Genomic DNA, 19,338 nt, shown 5'->3' with positions numbered 1-19,338 from the left:
AAGCCCGCCCCAACAGTTTTGGGTTTTATTAAATTTTCATTCCTAACGAATCTGAAAATTTATAAATAGGCAGCTTAAAAAAGTTAGCTGAGCCGTGAGTAAAAACATATAGATCACGGCGCGTTTTTTGAAAATAGTTAAGATCAAGCCGATCGCCTTGAGATCGATTGTTGGACCAAAAACGAGAAATGCTAGTAGTGATCCGCCCGTAAAAGTGGAGGCAAAGGACAGAGCAAAAAATGAATCCACAGTCGAGCAAATCGAAACGATTGCCGCCAAGATCATCATTGCGACAATTGAGCTAACTGGCCCCTGCCCCAAACCCAGAATGATATCGCGGGGAACCCATACCTGAATTACCGCCGCGATCGCACTACCCATAACGAGGATTGCCCCTAACTCACGCATTTCTGCAAGCGTATTATCCAACAGTAGATTTAAGCGATCGGGCAAAGATTTAGTGACAATTTGATTACTTGACGATAAATAACCCGCAAAATCTAAAGGCTGACTGCGATCTTCTCCCAAAAAAAATGTGCCCACAGGTACAGCCCCCGCTTTGACCTTTGGGGCTGGTAAAGCAAGAGCAATATTTGGTTGCAAAATAGCTCGTAAATCTTTTTGGGAGCTAAAGACCATAGCAACAATTGTAGCGATCGCAAATGAAAGCACAATTCGTAATACCGCAATTTCAGGCTGATCGCGAAAGGCTGTCCAAGTTGCCCAAATTACCACAGGATTAATTGTTGGAGCAGCCATTAAGAAGCTCACTGCCACCGAAATCGGTGCGCCTTGAGAAATAAGTCGCCGCGCCACAGGTACGTTGCCACATTCGCAGACAGGAAACATAAATCCGAGTAGACTTCCCGCTAATGCGCCTAGAAATGGATTTTTGGGTAAAATCGCGATAAGCTTGCGCTCATCCACAAATATTAATAAAGCTCCTGACAGCAAAACCCCCATCAACAAAAACGGTATTGCTTCCACAAGGAGGCTCAAAAACAAAGTAAAGGCGCTGAGAATTTGGTTCATAGTTGCGCTATTTAGCATTCCCAGAAATTGTAAGGACACAAATCGCCCCTTTAATTTCTAGGATTTAAGGCGTTTGCTAGATTGTTAATTTTTAGCTTAACAACTATAAGTAGCTAAGCACAATTAAATATAAAAACCTAAAAACTGTACCGTCCGCTGCGCGGGCAGTACAGTTTTTAGGTTTAGGTTTTTATATTTAATTATGCCGAGGTACTCAGAAGCTTATAAAGTGCTGTACGTTTTAAAATTTTTTGGGACTCTTCTCGTAAAATGTAATGTTAATACACGCGATGTGCAACTATTTTTGAGCTATTGCTCTGAGGTTGTTTGAGCTACCGAAAATTCAAAATCCTCATTAGTGCAGTACGAGAAATCAGGTCTTTCAGACTTTTAGTTGCACATCGCGTGTTAATACAGCAAAAATTAAAATTTGCTGCAATGGGTAACGGGACTAAAAACATGCACCAATGCTTAGTAGGACATAGCCGCCATGACCGCACCAGATCCGCAACTACCCACAATCCCGATCGCTTCTAAAATCACGCCGCCGAAGTTAGAAGATTATCGGATTCCCGTATCTCCTGGATATGCGCTACCTGAAGATCGCTATGCGATGTCCGCGCCCGATCTAGGTGGCGAGTCAGCAATTTTAGCTGAGTTTGATGCGGCTGTGCGCTCTGACCAATTTTCCTTAGCATTACAAAAAATAATTCGTTGCCGCGATAATGTCTTGCCTGCTTTGCTAGAGCGTCTCGAAAGCGATGAAGTTGCCGTATCCAAAAAAGCTGCGATCGCCCTAGGCTATTTGCGATCGCCATTAGCAATCCCACCTTTAATCGCCGCTACCAAAAATCCTCACCGTCAAATTCACTGGCAAGCAGCAGCAGCGCTAAGTTGGATTGGCAGTAATGAAGCGATCGGTTCCTTAGTAAAGTTATTGCGGCATCCATCAATACAAGTCCAAGCAGCAAGCGCCAAAGCATTAGGTCGAGCCAGTTTACCTGCAGTATCACCCTTAGTAGAGGCACTAAAACATAATGATGACATGGTCAAAGTTCATGCTGCTCACTCTCTTGGTCAAATTAGTTCACCCCTAGCAGTCACCACCCTAATCGACGCTCTTGAGCATGGCAGTAAATCAGTGCGTTTTGAAGCTGCTTGGGCGCTGGGTCAGATTAAATCGCCTCTATCGGCTAATTCCCTAGCGAGTTTACTTACTGACAATGATATTAGTGTGCAGTCCCAAGCCGTACAAGCATTAAAGAATATTGGTGCTCCCGCTATTGCTCCTGTCTCAAAAATGCTTTACAACCCTTCCAGTCATACCCGCAGTGTCGCCGCTCGCACCTTAGGGCAGATTGGCATGGAGGAAGTTGTACCAATGCTTGCCCAAGTCCTGAGAGATGATGAATATGCCTATGTACGTTGTGATGCAGCATTAGCCTTGGGGGAAATTGGCTCGCATGATGCTGTGTTCTATCTCTCACAATCGATAAAAGATCGCGATCGCTCAGTCCGCAGTGCTATTTTGAGGGCCTTAGCACAAGTAAATTCGCCTGAAGCTCAGGAAATCTTAAATAATATTAAGCATACGGTTGCCATACCCAATTATTCTGTCTCCAATCTCAGAGATTTTGGCGACGAGTCAGACTTTACGACAATTCAGGGCTAAATCTTTCTAATAGGCGGCGCTGTGCGCCGTCTATATTGAAATCCCCAACAAGAAAAGAGGCGATGCTGTGCATCGCCTCTTTTCTTGTTGGAAATCGATTTTCATACTGAGAGTAGCGGCTTTTTTTAGTTAAATATTGTCACATCAACTTTTTGTGTATACTGTATACATGTGTTTTATAGGTAAATCATGCCAATTCTTAAAAGTGGGACTGCACTTTCAAGAATTGAAACCCACATCCAGACACTTTTAAGGACATTTCTTTTAAAGAAGTTCCCATCATCATAGACATAAGTCGTGGTTCCCACTTAAAAAGTGAGAAAGTGGAATTGTTGTTGCCTACCCTTTTCAAGGAGAGGGTTAGGGTTGGGTAAATTTTAAATAGAAATCACCAAATGCCCTTAAGGCGAATTCTAACTTTAATGGCTAAATAATTTTGGTTAATTCATAATGAGATTTTATAGTAATCCTAAACTACTTGGATAGAATTTTCTCCTCACTAGGTTAGTAGTAAAGCAATCCAAAAACCGCTTCCTACTTGCAGTTAAAATATTTAATAGCAGACAATGAATAGCTAATCATTATCTGTAATATTGCAATAAATATCAATGAGAATATTAGAGGTTTTATTAATATCAACTATCTTCTAAAATGTTGATGTCAATGGATTTAAAGATAATAAAGCAATTATTATATCTAGAATTAATTCGACAAAAAAGTAATTTAGAATACTATTGCTCTGCAAACATCCTGTTGTAATAGATCTTGCAAATTAAACCAAATCATTAGAGCGCCAATTTTAGTTTAGTCATAAAATTAATTGTTCAATCTATTCTTTGCTGACACCTTTAATGACATTGATAGTGACAAGCAAGTAGCGCGATCGCTAATTCTAGATTGAGTTTATTAGTTGATTTTGGCAATCAAAAATTAGTGGAGTAAAAGTATGCTTAAGAACAAATTTAGCACCATGTTTAAATTACCTAGCCCCGAATTAATTACTAGATTTAACAGCCTGTGTTTATCACTAATCCTGATGTTGAGTGTGTTTTTGGGGAATCCTGTCCATGCACAAGCATCTGTAACAGCATCCAATTTTGATATTGCGATCTTGTCTGCAAAAGCGACTGAAAATGGTGGAATTTTTTCTAGCCTAATCGCAGATGCGGCTGTAGAGCCGGAAGCAGTAGTGGAAACTCCAGAAGCCAAAGCTGCTGCAAAGGCGGAAGCAAAAAAAACCAAAGCCGCCGCGAAACTTGAAGCCAAAAAGCTAAAGGAAGCAGAGGAATCTAAAGCAGAAGAAGCTAAAGCTGCGGAAAAGGCGGCTAAAAAAGCAGCCAAGCTAGAAGCCAAAAAAGCTAAAGAGGCAGCTAAGCTAGAAGCCAAAAAAGCTAAAGAAGCAGAGAAAGCCGCTGCCGCAGAAGCAGTTGAAGACAAAGAAAAAGCAGCGCCTGAATCCGCCGCTCCAGAAGCAGTAACTGAGCCAGCAGTAGAAAGCGCACCTGCCGAAGTTGTTATTCCTTAGAAATTAGTAAGGTGGGCATTGCCCACCCTACCTATCTCCTGCTTGGTAAGTTATTTTGTGGAAATCACCTAACACTTGTCAACAATCTATTAATACCAATTCTCTAAAATGCAGTTAAACTTTTGAGAATTGAAAATCAAACCTAGCAAGGTTTTTGAATTCTCAAAACGGTATTGTCATTTTGAGAATTGGGATAAGCTCTAATTCAAGGCAAGAAAATGACTTCAGCAATTCCGCGATCGCAATTCAAGTTTAATCTCAGTGCTTACTTAATCAGTGATGGACCAGCAGGATTTCTATTAAGTTGGGTAGCTGGGTTTGTTGATACTTCTGCATTTATTATTTTGTTTGGACTATTTACAGCCCATGTGACTGGCAACATAGCTTTAGCGGGTTCTTCATTTGTAAGTGCTGACACTGAGACAACCATTACTCGTTTATTGATGTTGCCAACATTTGTGCTAACTGTCGCTTTGACTTCTCTGCTTGCTCGTTTTTCTCGTCGTCAACAATGGTGTGTGTTTGGAGTCTTACTTACAGCGGAAGCGATCGCTTTAGCAGTTTTCCTAGCAATGGGAATGACGCTTTCGCCCGATCTTCTATTTGATGTGCAAGAAGATTTGATCCTACCCATTGGTATATCTGGCGTAATCGCAATGGCGATTCAAAATGCCTTGATGAAGGAAGCAAAAGGAGTATTCAAAAGCTACATTCCGACAACAGTAATGACTGGAAATACTACACAACTCACCATTGATGTTGTGCAGTTTTTTCTCGCTAAGTTTGCAAGTATCCAAACTGAAGCAACCCAAACTGAAGCAAGTGAGTCTTTAGAACGGATCTGTCGATTTGTACCGACGATCGCAGGTTTTGCCCTTGGTGGATTGCTGGCTGCTTGCTTTGTCTTGGTTTCTGAGTCTTGGTGGAGTTTGTCTCTACCTTTGATCATTATTTCGATTTTGGCGATCGCTGCCTATGTCGAACATGGTCGTAAACCTTTAACTTAAATAGCAAATAAGCATTGCCAAGTAATGCTTATTTATTCCTATAAAATCTTTCAGGAAAAGTAATGAAACAACGTTTACTCTCGATTTTTATCAGCGCCCTAATTTTTGTGGGACTACTCACTGGCAATGCTGCTCAAGCACAGTCACACTCTCTGCCTGCGGCAACTTTGCTGGCTGCGGCAGAAATTGATGCTATGGAGTCTGTTGCTGCGCCTGAAGTCACTGCACCCGAAGTTGCTGCTCCAGTAGCAGACGTTTCTACACCAGAGGCTGCTGCACCTGTAACAGAAGTCGCTACACCTGAAGCTGCTGCACCAGTAGCAGAAGTCGCTGCACCAAAACCTACTGATGAAGCAACTAATTTGCTAGCCAAATTAGAAACAGAAATAATACCTCAAATTGAGAGTGTCTTAACTCCAGAGCAGCAAGCAGAATTTGCGGCTAAGGTTGCCGCAGGAACTAGTTTTCGCAAGGCTTTTAAGGCTGTAACTCTCACTCCAGCCCAAAAGACTAAGTTGAGCGCAGTATTTAAAGCTATTCCTAAAAAAGATATTTTTGCAACGCTCACTCCTGCTCAGAAGAAACAATTATTCTTGAAAAATAAGCAGCTATTTATTCCTACACCCGAAGAAATCGGCGAAAAAATTACTGCTGGCATGAACATGGCAAAGAATAAGTCTCCTCTAGCGCCATCAGCAGAATCAATTGTCGAAAAGATCAGTGCCAAAATGAAAGCTGCTGAGGCAAAGCAATAATCATGGATGGAATTCTATCAGGTCGGCTCGAAGATTGGCTGTTATTAGTAGCAGCGTTAGTTGCTTCAATGGTGATATTTGCGTCTTTACAGAAAGTCGCAAAATCATTTTTAGCACCATTTTTGATTGTCGCGATCGCGCTCATCGTGGCGAAAGTTGCGTTTGGCATCACCCCAGAACATCTATGGTACGAGTCCGTTCATGTGATTCGGAGATTAGGTTCAAGGTTTCTGTAAAACAAAAAAGCGGCGCGAAGCGCCGCTTTTTTGTTTTATAAATTGGTTCTGCTATCTCTACGGACGTGTTGACAGCATTCCCAAAGCTCCATTGAATATGCTCACCATTAGTATCAAACTGACTGCGACTAAGGTAGCGCCAATTAAATTTGTTTTGAGTGACATGGGGCGATAGGCAGGTTGCAACCAAAAACTTAAGCTTTTTGAGATCAAAGGCATTACATACAGGCTCAGGATTGTCGAAGTAATTAGATTATTCACAATCATTGAACTAGCTAGTGACCAAGATTGCATAATTCCTAATATCGAAAATGCGATCGCCTGCATCATCACCACAGGATAAAGCCCTAAAACTACAGCGAGGATTTGTTTCCAGCGCGGGGGGCCAAGCCCTTTATATTCTGAATTACCTGACAGCGCAGAGAACCAGCCCTCTAAGCCCGTAGTAAAAGACTTAAATCGATAGGCGGAAAATATTTCTTGTCCAGATTCTAATAATTGCTTGCGATCGCTTGACTCCATCCATTGATTGAGATGTTCTGGCGAATCAAAATGGAATATGTAATACCATTTCACAACTGGGTCTTTACATCTGAGGGGAGGGCATAGATCGCAGCGCAGAAAGCCTTCATATTGTTTTGAGGTTTCTACTAAGTTATTGTGCCATCGTTTAAAAGCGAAGTCTCGACCTTTAGGGACTATGTGTTCTGTAACCAGACTGGAGTAAAAAAGTTGTTCTAAAGGCGGATTTGGCATATTTTCTAAGTTCAAACTCTCAATATTGTTTATGCATAAGTCTAGATTGTCTGCATGAATCACGAACGCCCTACACTCAAGTGCGGGCTAAGAGCTAAAACCCGTTGAAACGGGTTGACTTTCTTTGTTCAGTCATCTTTAGATGACTTTAGCTTTTAGCCAAGAACTTGAGTTCTTGGCTACTTGTGTGTAGACGAAAGCAGATGACCTGTATACAAGGTAGCTTTTTTAAGAGGCTTAAAAAAGGGTTTTCAGGTTTTCAACCGTAGAAAGTTATTTTTAAATGAGTTCTGAGATATGATTTTTAGATATCACTGCTGATCATCGAGGGATTATGTATGCCCGTAATTACGATTCGTGAAGAGCAACAGGTGGATGATGGCTTTCTTGCCACTTTGCGGATTGATGGGCGTGATTACCCAAATATCAAGGTTAGCGATCCCTTTTTGAAGTCGGAGGAGGCGCGGCTGGAGTGGTATTTCGAGCAGTGGTTGAGGTTTCCGATGCTGGATACGACTACGGCTGCCGATGTGGCGGCTAGTATCAGGGAATATGGCACGCGGTTGTTTGACCAGATTTTTGCGGATAGAAAGGCTTATGCGGACTATTTGCGATTAAGGGACAATTTGGGGGCATTGCGGTTTGAGATTGAGGGGATTAATCCAGAGTTTCAGGCTTTGCATTGGGAGGCGTTGCGCGATGCGGAGTTGCCTCGACCTTTGGCAGTAGATTGTGTGATGGTGCGAAAAAGTACCAAGCCGACGGCGGTGATGGCGGCGGTGAATCAGTCGCCGACGCTGAATGTGTTGATGGTGACGGCGCGACCTTCTAAAAATGATGTGGCTTATCGGGTGATTTCGCGTCCTTTGATTGAGGCTTTGGGCAATAGTCAGTTGCCTGTGAAGATCGATTTGTTGCGTCCTGCGACATTTGAGGGTTTGTCAAGGCATTTGGAAGAGAAGGGGGCGGGGCATTATCACATGATTCATTTTGATTGTCATGGGGCTTTGCTGACCTATGACCAGTGCAATGTCGAGAATAAGGCGGCGGCGGATGCGCTGACCTTTAAGCAAAGGTATGGCAGAACTCAGATTGCAGCCTATAGTGGTGTGAAGGCATTTTTAGTATTGGAGGGAAATGAGGATGGGGAAGAGGACTTAGTGGAGGCGACGGAGTTGGCGGATTTGCTGACGGGGAAGCGGATTCCTGTCTGTATGCTGAATGCTTGTCAGTCGGGGAAACAGTTGGGTACGGAGACGGGGCTAGTAGAGGACTATCGCGAGACGAGTCTGGGTAGTCGGTTGATGGCGGCGGGTATGCAGATGGTGGTGGCGATGGGCTATAGCGTCACGGTGACGGCAGCGAAGGTGATGATGGCGGCGGTGTATGAGCAGATTTTCAATAAGAAGCTATTGGAAGATGCGGTGCGGTTGGGGCGGCGCGAGTTGTTTAACCAGAAGGAACGGAGAGCTTATTTTAATTATTCAATTCCGTTGGAGGATTGGTTGTTGCCTGTGGTGTATGGCACGCAGCAGGTGAATTTGAATTTGCGGGAGTTTACGGCGCGAGAAGAGGAGACTTATTTTGAGTCGTTGGGTCGGGCGTTTGAGTTTGTGCAGCCTGAGTATGAGTTTGTGGGTCGGGATTTGGATATTCTCAGGATTGAGAAGGCGTTGGCGCGGCACAATATGCTGCTGTTGCAGGGGATGGGCGGTACGGGTAAGACGACGCTGTTAAATTTTTTGCGGGAATGGTGGGAGAAGACGCATTTTGCGGATAGTGAAAAAGGGGAGCAGATTTTCTATTTTGGTTACGATGAGAGGGCTTGGACGCTAGAGCAGATTTTGTTTGAGTTGGGACAGAGGCTGTATGACCGCTTTGAGATGGGTAGGTTTCAGGCGATGAGTCAGGCGGCGCAAGTGCCGAAGTTGGTGGCGTTGTTGCGGGGTGCGGGTCATGTGTTGATCTTGGATAATTTGGAGTCGGTGACGGGGGAACCCTTGGCGATTCCGAATACTTTGCCGCAAGCGGAACAGGTGAAGTTGCGAGATTTTCTGAAGAAGTTAGCGGGGGGCAAGACGCGGGTGATTTTTGGGTCGCGCTGTGCTGAGGATTGGCTGAAGGCGGCGACTTTTCAGCAAAATGTGTATGGGTTGCGGGGGCTAGACCAAGAGGCAAGGACGCTGTTGGCGCAAAGGATTTTGGCGCGTCATGTGCCGCAGAGGGTAAAGGCGATCGAAGCCGATCCAGAGTTTACAAGATTGATGAAGGTGTTGGCGGGGTATCCGTTGGCGCTGGAGGTGGTGTTGCCAAATCTGAAAAGTCAATCACCGTCGCAGATTTTGGATGCGTTGCAGGCGGCGGATTTTGATTTGGATAGTGGGAGTGAGGATAAAACCAAGAGTATTTTGAAGTGTGTGGAATATTCCCACAGTAATTTGTCGCCCGATGCTCAAAGGTTATTGATTTGTCTCGCGCCGTTTACGGGATTTATTCATCGCAATCTTATTCCCATTTATGCAGAAGAATTACAAAAGCTAGAACCATTTCAGGATTATGATTTTGCGAATTTTGATGCGGCGATTCAGGAGGCGATTAATTGGGGTTTGTTGGAAGGAAGGGATGAGTCAAACCGTCAGCTGACAATTCAACCGATTTTCCCCTATTTCCTGAAAACTAAGTTAGCGAGTTTGGATGAAGCGACACACAAGGCACTGCAAGAAGGTTTTAAGAATCACTATCAAGGCTTGGCAGGTTCCTACAATCAATTAATGAAATCCAAAGATCCGCAAGAACGCCAGCTAGGAATCTTCTTCTGTCGATTGGAATACGAAAATCTCTACAATTCGCTGCAAACTTGTTTGGCAAATCAAGAAAGTATTAATATTTTCTTTTGCCTGTTTCAATACTTCTATACTAACAGCGATAATCAGAGTGCATTGAAGTTGTCAAAGTTTGTCGCGCAAGAACAAGAATCTTATCCTCTCAAAATACGCATAGGTAAGATAGGTCTTGAAATTATAATGGCACTTGATCGGCTAGCAGTTTGTTATTTGCAAACGAAAGATTATCAAAATGCAAGAGCGGCTTATCAAAAAAGCGTAATTCTTTTTCAACAACTTACTGATGTTGCAGAAACACAAGTAAAATCCGCACTTGCCAGCACCTACCACCAGTTGGGAAGAGTAGCCGAAGAGTTGCGAGAATATGGAGAAGCACGGCAAAACTATCAACAGGCTCTCGCAATCAACATCGAATTTGGCGATCGCTACTCCCAAGCCAGCACATACCACCAGTTAGGAAATGTTGCTCTAGAATTAAGAGAGTATGAAGAAGCAAAACTGAATTACAAACAAGCTATTGCGATCTTTCATGAATTTAACGATCGCTATCAACAAGCAACTTCCTACCACCAGTTGGGAATAGTAGCCCAAGAATTGCGAGAATATGGAGAAGCTCGGCAAAACTATCAACAGGCGATCGTGATCTTTATCGAATTTGGCAATCGCTACTCCCAAGCCAGCACATACCACCAGTTAGGAAATGTTGCCTATTTATTGCGAGAATATGGAGAAGCTCGGCAAAACTATCAACAGGCTCTCGCGATCGATATCGAATTTGGCGATCGCTACTCCCAAGCCAGCACCTACCAACAGTTGGGAAGAGTAGCCCAAGAATTGCGAGAATATGGAGAAGCGCGGCAAAACTATCAACAGGCTCTCGCGATCAAAATCGAATTTGGCGATCAATACTTCCAAGCCAGCACGTATGGACAATTGGGACTATTAGCGGAAGCAGAAAACAACCTCACTGAAGCAGGTCAAAATCTATTACAAGCCTTAGAAATCTTTGTTCAATTCCAAGATCGGCATAATGTGGAAATGACTGTAAAAAATCTCTCTCGCATCTATCAAGCCACCCAAGACAAAAGCCTTTTAGGCTCAATAGCAAAGGTTTTAGGCGTAACCGTTGACGAACTCGAACAAGCGCTAGAATTAACTTGAAATTTGATGAATTGCGAGAATATGGAGAAGCGCGGCAAAACTTTCAACAGGCGATCTTATCAAGGCAAAATTAAAAAGGAAAAAGGAAAAAATGGATGATGATATTTATCGCGATTTAGCTGAAGTATAATAAATTCAAGTGTTTAGCTGCCCAAAGACATGACATCAAAAACCTTTCCAGAATCTAAAATTAACCTCGTCAAGCGATCTCTAGATCCCAACACAGCACTAAGCCAAAACTGGATCAAAGCAAATCGCAAACAATTTAGCACTTAGGGAGCAATTACATGAACTGGGAAACCTATATCCACTCCGATCCCGATATTTTAGTCGGCAAGCCAGTCATCAAAGGCACAAGGCTTTCCGTCGAGTTTATTTTGGGTTTATTGTCCGCAGGCTGGACAGAACAACAAATATTTGAAAACTATCCCATCCTAAACCAAAATTCACTCAGAGCCGTATTTGCCTTTACTAGCGAAAGCACGTTAACTTCATTATCAGCAAACGCATAAAATTTAAGCAATAACAAAGCCATGACAACCAAAGAAAAACTACTCCAAGAAATCGAACAAAGTCCCGAAACCTTACTGCAAGAAGTTCTGGGCTTTCTCATGTTTACTAAAAACACCCGCTACACCCAACCACAGAAACCCATCTGGCAAGTAGTACAAGAACTCATGGCAGATGTCCCCCCCGAAATATTAGAGCAACTACCCACCGATGGCGCAGCCCAACACGATCATTACATCTACGGCACACCCAAACGCTAGCCATGAAAGCCATCTTTGCTGACACTTTCTACTGGATTGCCCTCATAAATTCTAGAGATACTTGGCACTTGCGAGCGATCGAAGTGAGCCAAGAACTCTCTAATTCACCATTGATTATTAGCGATGGAATTATTGACGAGCTATTTGCTTACTCTTCTAAAAGAGGAGATTTAATGCGTCTTAAAGTCTCCGAACTTTACAAAATCTTTCTCAAAGATCCAAATATTCAAATTATCTTCTACACACCAGAAATCAGACAAAAAGGAATCGATCTCTATGAGCAACGTCCAGACAAAGGCTATAGCTTGGTAGATTGCATCTCAATGGTGATCATGAAAGAAATTGGTATTTCTGAAGTCTTAACCAACGATAAACACTTTGCTCAAGAGGGATTCACAATCCTCTTTCCTGAATAGGCTTAAGAGCAAATAAATTACGATAGTTTAGCTGAAGTATAATGAATTCAAGTGTTTAGCTGTCCAAAGACATGACACAAAAACCCTTTCCAGAGTCTAAAATTAACCTTGTCAAGCGATCGCCCGATCCCAACCCAGCACTAAGCCAAAACTGGATCGACAAACCTTGTAAAACCGAGTAAACAATTATGGCGTGGAAAGATCGAATTACAACAGATCCATCAGTCTGTCATGGTAAAGCCTGCATCAAAGGAACGAGAATCATGGTGTCAGTCATTCTCGACAACCTCGCCGCCAGAGTCAACCAAGCAGAAATCTTGCAGAGTTACCCTACCCTCACACCTGAAGATATTTTTGCCACCATCAGCTATGCTGCCGAATTAGCCCCTGAGCAAATCGTCTTACTGAGGTCTTAAAGATGTGAAAATTCCTGATGATGCAGTTATCCCTGATGGCAAAATTACTCATTACCTGCTGGTACTAAAAGCAAAAGATGACAAATCACAATACTTAGCTCAAGCAGGATTTACTCAAGACAATCCAGACTTACTGAAGACAGCAATTCGAGAACTAGCGAATAATGTTGAAGCAATTCCAGATATACAGAATGAATATGGGCTATTTTTTCTAGTTACTGGCGAAGTCACTGGACTGGACAATCGCCAACTATCTGTAACTACAGTTTGGCTGCAAAGAGCGATCGATCAGAAGTTTCAATTTATTACCCTGAAACCATACAAGGAGAAAAAATCATGAATCTCGAACTATATCAACAAGTTTATCTGAATCGCGATCTGCCAGAATACCAACTAAAAAAAGGCGATATCGCCACACTAATCGACTTTGTACTCCATCCTAGCGATCGAGAAGAAGGCTGTATTTTGGAAGTATTCAACGCATTAGGTGAGTCCATTCATGTTGTCGCTATTCCTAAGTCTTGGGTTATTCCATTACAATCCAACCAAATCTTTAGCGTGCGTACTCTTGCCCTAGCAAGTTAATTAATTTGAAAAAAGTGCATAAATAATATGACCTTCACCTTAGACCCGTCTACCAATCCTGTCATCCTGCCAGACCATACACAACTTCCAGACTCCGACGGTACATTTGTGAAAAACTTTCAAGAACACCCACAAAGTATTTTACTCACCGACTCAATTGAGCCACATTTACAAAAATTGCATCCTGACGGGCAGTATGCGATCGGGCAAGATTCGGGAATCTATTGGCGCATGACCGAACCACCCGAAAAAGGAGCAGAAGCGCCCGACTGGTTTTATGTGCCAAATGTACCTCCCAACCTCGATGGAAAACCCCGCCGTTCCTATGTGCTTTGGCAAGAATTTATTGCGCCCCTGATCGTTCTAGAATTTATATCAGGTAGCGGTAAAGAAGAACGCGATCGCACACCTTGGGTAGGCAAATTCTTCGTCTATGAGCAAGTAATTCGCCCTGCTTTTTACGGTATTTACGAAGTAGAGAAATCGAGCATTGAGTTATATTGCCATGTAGCCAATAAATTTGAATTAGTCGCGGCAAATGAGCGCGGACATTATTCCATTGACGGACTGGGCGTAGAACTTGGCATTTGGCAAGGAATCTATCAAAACCTAGATTTACCTTGGCTGCGTTGGTGGGACTCATCTGGTAATCTACTACTGACAGGCTGGGAAAGCTCTGAACAAGAACGACTACTTGCCCAGCAGGAACGCCAGAAAGTTGAAACTTTGATGGCACAACTTCGCGCTGTGGGAATAGAGCCCCAGTTATAGCTATGATTCAATGGTGAGCGATCGCGCTTTAGCTTACACATTTTGAAAATTATGACTACTCAACTAACTGCAACCGAAATCCAAAACATTAGCCAACTTTTGCAAGACTATGATCCTGCTCAAAAGACCTTAGCCCTGATAAACGAAACCAATGGCGATCTTGAGAAAAGCTTTGAGGAGCTATGGACAGAACAACATGGGAAACAAGACTTCAGCCAAACCAAACTTTGGCAATCCACAGTCACAGTCTTCCGTCAAGAACTTTGCGGTAAAGAAGGCTTTCAAAATCAGGTCAAAGAATATAACAAAAATCCCACCAGCGCTCCATTACTCACAGGTTTAATTGTTTCTGTCGTTCACTCAGTGGGCTTTCCGATTGATCCTGCGATCGCAACCGTCGTCGTTCTCTATATTCTTAAAGTAGGTATCAACATCTTTTGCGATTACATCAATCCAGAAGCAACCAAAAAGTAAAGTTTCTAGAAAGGAATGCGATCGCGATCTATATCGAATTTAGCGATCGCTGTTTGATGTTGGGGTAAATAGGTGATCGGGTTTGTGGGCGGTGAGAGGCGATCGCGATGTTTGTGTATCATTAAAATATCAGGAGGCTATTTGTTCTACACAAATTCCTAGATATTAGCTTTGGGATATAGCTTCATTAACGCTTGTACCTGTTCTGCATGATAAGAACTGCGCGTAAGCGGCGAAGAAACTACTTGCAGAAATCCCATCGCCTCACCAGCAATCCTCCATGATTCAAACTGCTCAGGAGTTACGAACTCATGCAAAGTCAAGTGCTTTGCCGAAGGTTGCAGATATTGACCGATGGTGATAATATCGCAATCAACTGTTCTCAAATCACGCATCACCTCCAAAACCTCCTCATAGGTTTCGCTCATTCCCACCATAATCCCTGACTTTGTATAAACCCAAGGCGCAATTTCACGGGCATGACGTAATAGTTCTAAACTACGCTGATATTCTCCCTGTGGTCGCACTTTGCGATAGAGCCTTGGCACAGTCTCCGTATTATGATTAAGCACATGGGGATGCGCTGCTAAAATTGTTTCTAAAGCTTGCCAATTAGCACAGAGATCGGGAATAAGAAGTTCAATTGTAGTTTGTGGCATCAACTTACGAATCTCTTCGATGCATCGCACAAACTGAGAAGCACCGCCATCAGGCAAATCATCGCGATTAACTGAAGTAACTACGACATGCTTAAGCTTCATCCGTCGCACCGCTTCACCCAAATTAATTGGCTCCATCGGATCGAGAGCTTGAGGTTTTTTCTCAAAATCAATATCGCAGTAAGGACAAGCGCGAGTACAAGCTGGCCCCATAATCAGAAATGTTGCAGTACCTTGGTTAAAGCATTCGCCAATATTTGGACAAGATGCTTCTTCGCACACAGTATTTAGCCCCAAGTCGCGCAAGACTTCTTTAACATTACCAACGCGCTCCCATTGAGGGGCTTTAACTCGCAACCAATCTGGTTTGACTGCCATATTTGTAATTACCTAGATCTCAAGCTTATGCAGTTCATGCAATTTGTGTAACGTTTTGTATTTTACAGCGCAAAACGCAAGGTCAAAAAAATCCAGAAGTGTAATGTCACTTCTGGAAGATGTAATAAAACAGTTCAACAGGTAATATCTGTATAAATAAATAAAATCCCCATTTTCCAGTTACCTAAATAACTGTAAAAATCTTAGGTGTATTTAACAAGACAACAAATCAAATATATTTAGCATACGTATTTTTTCAGCAGTTTACAAATAGATCCTTATTTCTTCAAATTGCCACGACAAACGCCGTTTGCCGTTTGTAGAAGAAATAAGGATCTATAAATAAATTGCTAAAAAAGTGACCAATAGAAAAAGCGAGATTTTTGGTTGCTCTGATAGACTGATAAATATTTATCTACTTCCAGCCAGTGCAACTTCTCTTTCTTCAGGTGGTTTTAGACTAGGGAACAAGAAGTGATTTTCTTCAACATACTGTGCTCCAAATAGTCCTTTTTCTGCCCAGAAGTATCGATCTGTTGTATGCTCGTTACGTCTTACAAGCAACAGTGCTGGAGGAAGAATGCCATGTGTATGAATGTACTTTCGTGCAGCCGTCACTGGCTTGTCTTCGCCGCTATCGATACTAAATTGAGGAATATGTTCTAGGATTTTGCGCCCTTCTTGGCGACGTCTACTTTTGCGCTTACGTCTCCTTGCCAAATTGATACCTCCTAATTTAGACCCTGAAATGCGATCGGGATTACAAAACATTGTTATTATAGCTAGGGTCAATAAAAAATTTCAACTTTTCTTTACAAATTTTTGTCACTAGGCATTTTCTGCACTATAGCTTGACATCAATTTAAAACCCAGAAGCTAGAGGCAGAGCGAGGTACACATCTCTATTTTGCTTTATCGATCGCTGTAACAAACTTGACATTAATTTGCGGCGAAGTGGTTTAGAGCTTCGGCAAAATCTCGAACCCCCCGAAACTGTCGGTATACTGAAGCAAATCTCACATATGCAACCTCACTAACATCTTGTAAATATTGCAGCACCATCTCACCAATTTCCACGCTTGAGACTTGGTGGCAATCGCGTACTTGTAATTGCGCTTCGATTTCGTCAATGATTGATTCTAGAGTTGTTTGTGATACCCCTGTTTTTTCACAAGCTCGAATCATGCCACGCAAAAGCTTAGAGCGATCGAAGGATTCACTGGTTCCATCCCGTTTCAAGACTGTAATTGGCACAAACTCAATGCGTTCGTATGTAGTAAACCGACGCTGACAGTTAAGACATTCGCGTCTGCGTCGAATACTACAGCCTGCCTCTGCCGAACGAGATTCTAAAACACGGCTATCGGTATGCTGACAAAACGGGCAGAGCATGACATATCTCAAAATGTGGTGTGTAGAACATAGCGCAGAGCAAAGCTTTACTCTATCTATAACAACTGTAAATTATAGTGGTCAGTTTCGCCCAACCAGAAGATTTTTGTTGAGAGTCTTGCGAAGCAAGACTCTCAACAAAAATCTTCTGGTTTTATTACAGAGCATTGCTCGGTAACTATGGAATGTGCCCCAATGATAGCCATTTTAGAAGTTTGGGTTGACAATATAAGGGCTGCTCTTTGCAATATGTATGAGTGCCATAAGCCATCAGAGAATCAGGATTGATCGGGGCAATGTACTTCAAATTAGCTTTGACATAGCACTCACCTAGTTGATCAAAACTCGCAGGTTTAGCAGGGTAAGCCAACTCATTCTGTAAACCTCTAACTCGTAGCCAAGGAGAACCGTTACTGTCTAAAGCGATCGCGTCACTATATGGTTCAGGAGGTTCGGCTCTATGCAGATTCGGATTTCCCTTAAAAACCGCAGTAACGATCGCACCTCTTTGAATTCGCGCTCTAATCTGTCCATTCGGGGTGTATCGACAATTTAAAGCATAATCTTCTATCCCAGATCCCATTGGCTGCACGACTAGCCATTTGCTAATGACATAGAAACCACGATTACCCCGTTGAAAGGCGGATCTAAAGTCCCCATTACTATCGGGATTGGGGACATCAGCAACTTGAGCGATCGCTGTAAGATGATTACCAAACAATACAGAGCTAATAGAGCTGGCAATAATTAATAGGGGAAATATATGACGCAAATTTAATCTCATATTTTTATCCTTTTTAGTGTGTACATGGCATTGTGCTGAAATGAAAACCAAGATTTTTGCTGGAAATCTTGGTTTTCTTGGTCGCAATTTGCTGTGCGTTCCACGTGCGGGCTAAAAAATTAGGACGAGCATCGATATAAGGTAACCATGCGCTCTAAATTTTTGTTGGGATCGCGTAGCAAAAATGGCAGATGACCAATGGGCGGAGACTTGAAATTGGGCTGACGACCTTCGAGATATTCCCATCGCGTAGTTTGGCTATCGTAGGCAGTATCGATCGCTAGTTCGCCAGAAGGACTGAGCCAACCAATATTTTCATATGTTTTACGAATATCTTTAGCAAAATCTTCGTAAATCTTTTTCTGGGCAGTTAATCCCTGCTTGCCACTACTTGCCTGTGTCCATAGCTGATCGATTAAGACCAGATCCGCGCAAGTAATCCGATTTAATTCATCGGGGTGAAATGTCCCGTCACGATCAGATTGACTTCCTGCGGCTCTGAGCAGTAATAAATAAGTTTCATGATCGGCGGCTTTCCAGTTTTTCTCTTTGAGATAGATACCTAGTTGCCCATAGCTAGCCTTGCGATCTGGTATAGGTGTTGCTGAAGGCTGAACTAAAAGAGGCGGTGAAAGTTCAGGTGTGGAGACAGAAGGACTAGGGCTAGGACTAAGGCTGTTAATTGGTAGACTATTGCTTTTAAGCGGGTTCCATCTTGTACTAAATAGATAAATTCCACCAGTTAATGCTAACAATGCGATCGCTGATGGCAATAATAGAGGACTTAACTTAACCTCTCGATCATCAGTAATTCTAGGAGAAGTTGTACTTAATTTTGGTAGTTTCGCGATGTCTCTCAGAACTTCATCAACTGTCTGATAGCGATCGCGTGGATTGCAGCGGGCCATCCGATCTAAAACTGCGGCAAATTCACGACTAACTTTGGCATAGCTGCGCCAAGTAATCTCATTGTCGCGATCTCTCGGAAACTGACTAGGATGTTTACCTGTCAGAGCTTGTAGAGCCAGCATTGCCAAGGAATAGATGTCACTATTCGATACAGATTGACCCCGCTCTTGTTCGTAGGACATATATCCAGGTGTACCGATAGGTAATGTCACTTTTGCTTTATGATGGGCGCTGGCAACTTCCATTTGTACTTGCTTGACAGTACCAAAATCAATCAACACCAGTTTGCCATCACTATGACGACGAATCAAGTTGCTAGGTTTGATATCGCGATGAATGACATTGTATTTATGAACAAATTTCAGGATTTCTAATACTTCTTTGATGATTTGGGCAACTCGTGCTTCTGCCATCTGACTGCCAGGTGACATTTCCTTACTGAGCGGATGTCCTGCAATAAATTCTTGAACGAGATAGAATTCTTTGTTTTCTTGGAAATATGCGTAAAGTTGGGGGATCAGATCATGTTTTCCCAATTCCTGTAATGTTTCGGCTTCGGCTTTAAATAGTTCAAGAGCCTTTTGGGTGAAAACGGGATCATCAATGGTGGGATTAAGATGTTTGACCACGCATTGGGGATTTTTGGGCAAGCGAGTATCTTCAGCAAGATAAGTTTGCGAAAAACCTCCTTCTGCTAATTCTTTAATAATCCGATAACGGCGATCGAGTAGCTTGCCTAACATACTGGCATTATAAGTTAGCGGGTGTTCAAAACACGCCCACTATATCGGATAAGA

The 19,338-nt window shown here is 42.7% G+C and carries 21 protein-coding genes; 14 read left to right on the top strand and 7 right to left on the bottom strand.

Translation table 11 applies throughout. From position 1 onward, the window contains the following. Positions 1–42: 42 nt before the first annotated feature. Positions 43–1,032 carry a permease gene (locus APA_RS14125; RefSeq protein WP_201322906.1) on the bottom strand — a complete coding sequence of 330 codons (990 nt, stop codon included), beginning with the start codon at positions 1,030–1,032 and terminating at the stop codon, positions 43–45. Positions 1,033–1,522: 490 nt separating this feature from the next. Between APA_RS14125 and APA_RS14120 the strand changes: the two genes are divergently transcribed. The 5 genes from APA_RS14120 to APA_RS14100 all read left to right on the top strand — a co-directional run bounded on the left by APA_RS14120 (position 1,523) and on the right by APA_RS14100 (position 6,227). Beyond that, complete coding sequence (locus tag APA_RS14120; protein ID WP_201322905.1) at positions 1,523–2,704, top strand: HEAT repeat domain-containing protein; 1,182 nt, start codon at positions 1,523–1,525, stop codon at positions 2,702–2,704. Positions 2,705–3,650: 946 nt separating this feature from the next. Then, positions 3,651–4,229 carry a hypothetical protein gene (locus APA_RS14115; RefSeq protein WP_201322904.1) on the top strand — a complete coding sequence of 193 codons (579 nt, stop codon included), beginning with the start codon at positions 3,651–3,653 and terminating at the stop codon, positions 4,227–4,229. 218 nt (positions 4,230–4,447) lie between these two features. After that, positions 4,448–5,236, top strand: coding sequence for a YoaK family protein (locus APA_RS14110; protein ID WP_201322903.1), 789 nt, complete (start codon positions 4,448–4,450; stop codon positions 5,234–5,236). A gap of 62 nt (positions 5,237–5,298) precedes the next feature. Then, positions 5,299–5,991 (top strand): hypothetical protein, encoded by a 693-nt coding sequence (locus APA_RS14105; RefSeq protein ID WP_201322902.1) that lies wholly within the window; start codon positions 5,299–5,301, stop codon positions 5,989–5,991. 2 nt (positions 5,992–5,993) lie between these two features. Beyond that, complete coding sequence (locus APA_RS14100; protein ID WP_201322901.1) at positions 5,994–6,227, top strand: hypothetical protein; 234 nt, start codon at positions 5,994–5,996, stop codon at positions 6,225–6,227. A 57-nt stretch (positions 6,228–6,284) separates the two neighbouring features. Here APA_RS14100 and APA_RS14095 read toward each other — a convergent pair whose 3' ends face one another. Then, positions 6,285–6,983, bottom strand: coding sequence for a hypothetical protein (locus APA_RS14095; RefSeq protein WP_201322900.1), 699 nt, complete (start codon positions 6,981–6,983; stop codon positions 6,285–6,287). A 338-nt stretch (positions 6,984–7,321) separates the two neighbouring features. On the opposite strand from APA_RS14095, the gene APA_RS14090 reads away from it, so the two are divergent. The 9 genes from APA_RS14090 (at position 7,322) to APA_RS14050 (ending at position 14,419) form a co-directional block, all read left to right on the top strand. Next, entirely contained in the window at positions 7,322–10,987 is a 3,666-nt protein-coding gene (locus APA_RS14090; protein ID WP_201322899.1) for a tetratricopeptide repeat protein, read from the top strand. A 287-nt stretch (positions 10,988–11,274) separates the two neighbouring features. Further along, positions 11,275–11,499, top strand: coding sequence for a DUF433 domain-containing protein (locus tag APA_RS14085; RefSeq protein ID WP_201322898.1), 225 nt, complete (start codon positions 11,275–11,277; stop codon positions 11,497–11,499). 21 nt (positions 11,500–11,520) lie between these two features. Next, a complete protein-coding gene (locus APA_RS14080; RefSeq protein WP_201322897.1) occupies positions 11,521–11,757 on the top strand; it encodes a hypothetical protein in 237 nt (78 codons plus the stop codon). Between the two features lie 2 nt (positions 11,758–11,759). Continuing rightward, on the top strand, positions 11,760–12,173 hold the full coding sequence (locus APA_RS14075; RefSeq protein ID WP_201322896.1) for a type II toxin-antitoxin system VapC family toxin: 414 nt from the start codon (positions 11,760–11,762) through the stop codon (positions 12,171–12,173). 188 nt (positions 12,174–12,361) lie between these two features. After that, positions 12,362–12,589, top strand: a complete 228-nt coding sequence (locus APA_RS14070) for a DUF433 domain-containing protein (protein ID WP_201322895.1) — start codon at positions 12,362–12,364, stop codon at positions 12,587–12,589. A gap of 4 nt (positions 12,590–12,593) precedes the next feature. After that, positions 12,594–12,929 carry a DUF6883 domain-containing protein gene (locus APA_RS14065; protein ID WP_201322894.1) on the top strand — a complete coding sequence of 112 codons (336 nt, stop codon included), beginning with the start codon at positions 12,594–12,596 and terminating at the stop codon, positions 12,927–12,929. Then, complete coding sequence (locus tag APA_RS14060; protein ID WP_201322893.1) at positions 12,926–13,174, top strand: DUF4926 domain-containing protein; 249 nt, start codon at positions 12,926–12,928, stop codon at positions 13,172–13,174. The genes APA_RS14065 and APA_RS14060 overlap by 4 nt, the downstream gene beginning before the upstream one ends. A gap of 27 nt (positions 13,175–13,201) precedes the next feature. Next, a complete protein-coding gene (locus APA_RS14055; RefSeq protein WP_201322892.1) occupies positions 13,202–13,945 on the top strand; it encodes a Uma2 family endonuclease in 744 nt (247 codons plus the stop codon). A 51-nt stretch (positions 13,946–13,996) separates the two neighbouring features. Further along, positions 13,997–14,419 carry a hypothetical protein gene (locus tag APA_RS14050; protein WP_201322891.1) on the top strand — a complete coding sequence of 141 codons (423 nt, stop codon included), beginning with the start codon at positions 13,997–13,999 and terminating at the stop codon, positions 14,417–14,419. Positions 14,420–14,577: 158 nt separating this feature from the next. Here APA_RS14050 and lipA read toward each other — a convergent pair whose 3' ends face one another. From lipA to APA_RS14025, 5 genes are all read right to left on the bottom strand, one after another. Beyond that, positions 14,578–15,456: a lipoyl synthase gene (gene lipA, locus APA_RS14045; RefSeq protein ID WP_201322890.1), complete on the bottom strand. Its 879-nt coding sequence runs from the start codon at positions 15,454–15,456 to the stop codon at positions 14,578–14,580. 411 nt (positions 15,457–15,867) lie between these two features. After that, a complete protein-coding gene (locus APA_RS14040) occupies positions 15,868–16,176 on the bottom strand; it encodes a DUF3155 domain-containing protein (protein ID WP_201322889.1) in 309 nt (102 codons plus the stop codon). Between the two features lie 219 nt (positions 16,177–16,395). Continuing rightward, complete coding sequence (nrdR, locus tag APA_RS14035) at positions 16,396–16,848, bottom strand: transcriptional regulator NrdR (RefSeq protein ID WP_201322888.1); 453 nt, start codon at positions 16,846–16,848, stop codon at positions 16,396–16,398. Positions 16,849–17,026: 178 nt separating this feature from the next. Then, positions 17,027–17,632 carry a hypothetical protein gene (locus APA_RS14030; protein WP_201322887.1) on the bottom strand — a complete coding sequence of 202 codons (606 nt, stop codon included), beginning with the start codon at positions 17,630–17,632 and terminating at the stop codon, positions 17,027–17,029. A gap of 119 nt (positions 17,633–17,751) precedes the next feature. Further along, entirely contained in the window at positions 17,752–19,284 is a 1,533-nt protein-coding gene (locus APA_RS14025; protein ID WP_201322886.1) for a GUN4 domain-containing protein, read from the bottom strand. Positions 19,285–19,338: the final 54 nt, after the last annotated feature.

Source organism: Pseudanabaena sp. lw0831, from assembly GCF_016584665.1.
In the GTDB taxonomy this organism is placed as follows: Bacteria; Cyanobacteriota; Cyanobacteriia; order Pseudanabaenales; family Pseudanabaenaceae; genus Pseudanabaena.
This window is presented reverse-complemented; position numbering and strand designations above follow the sequence as displayed.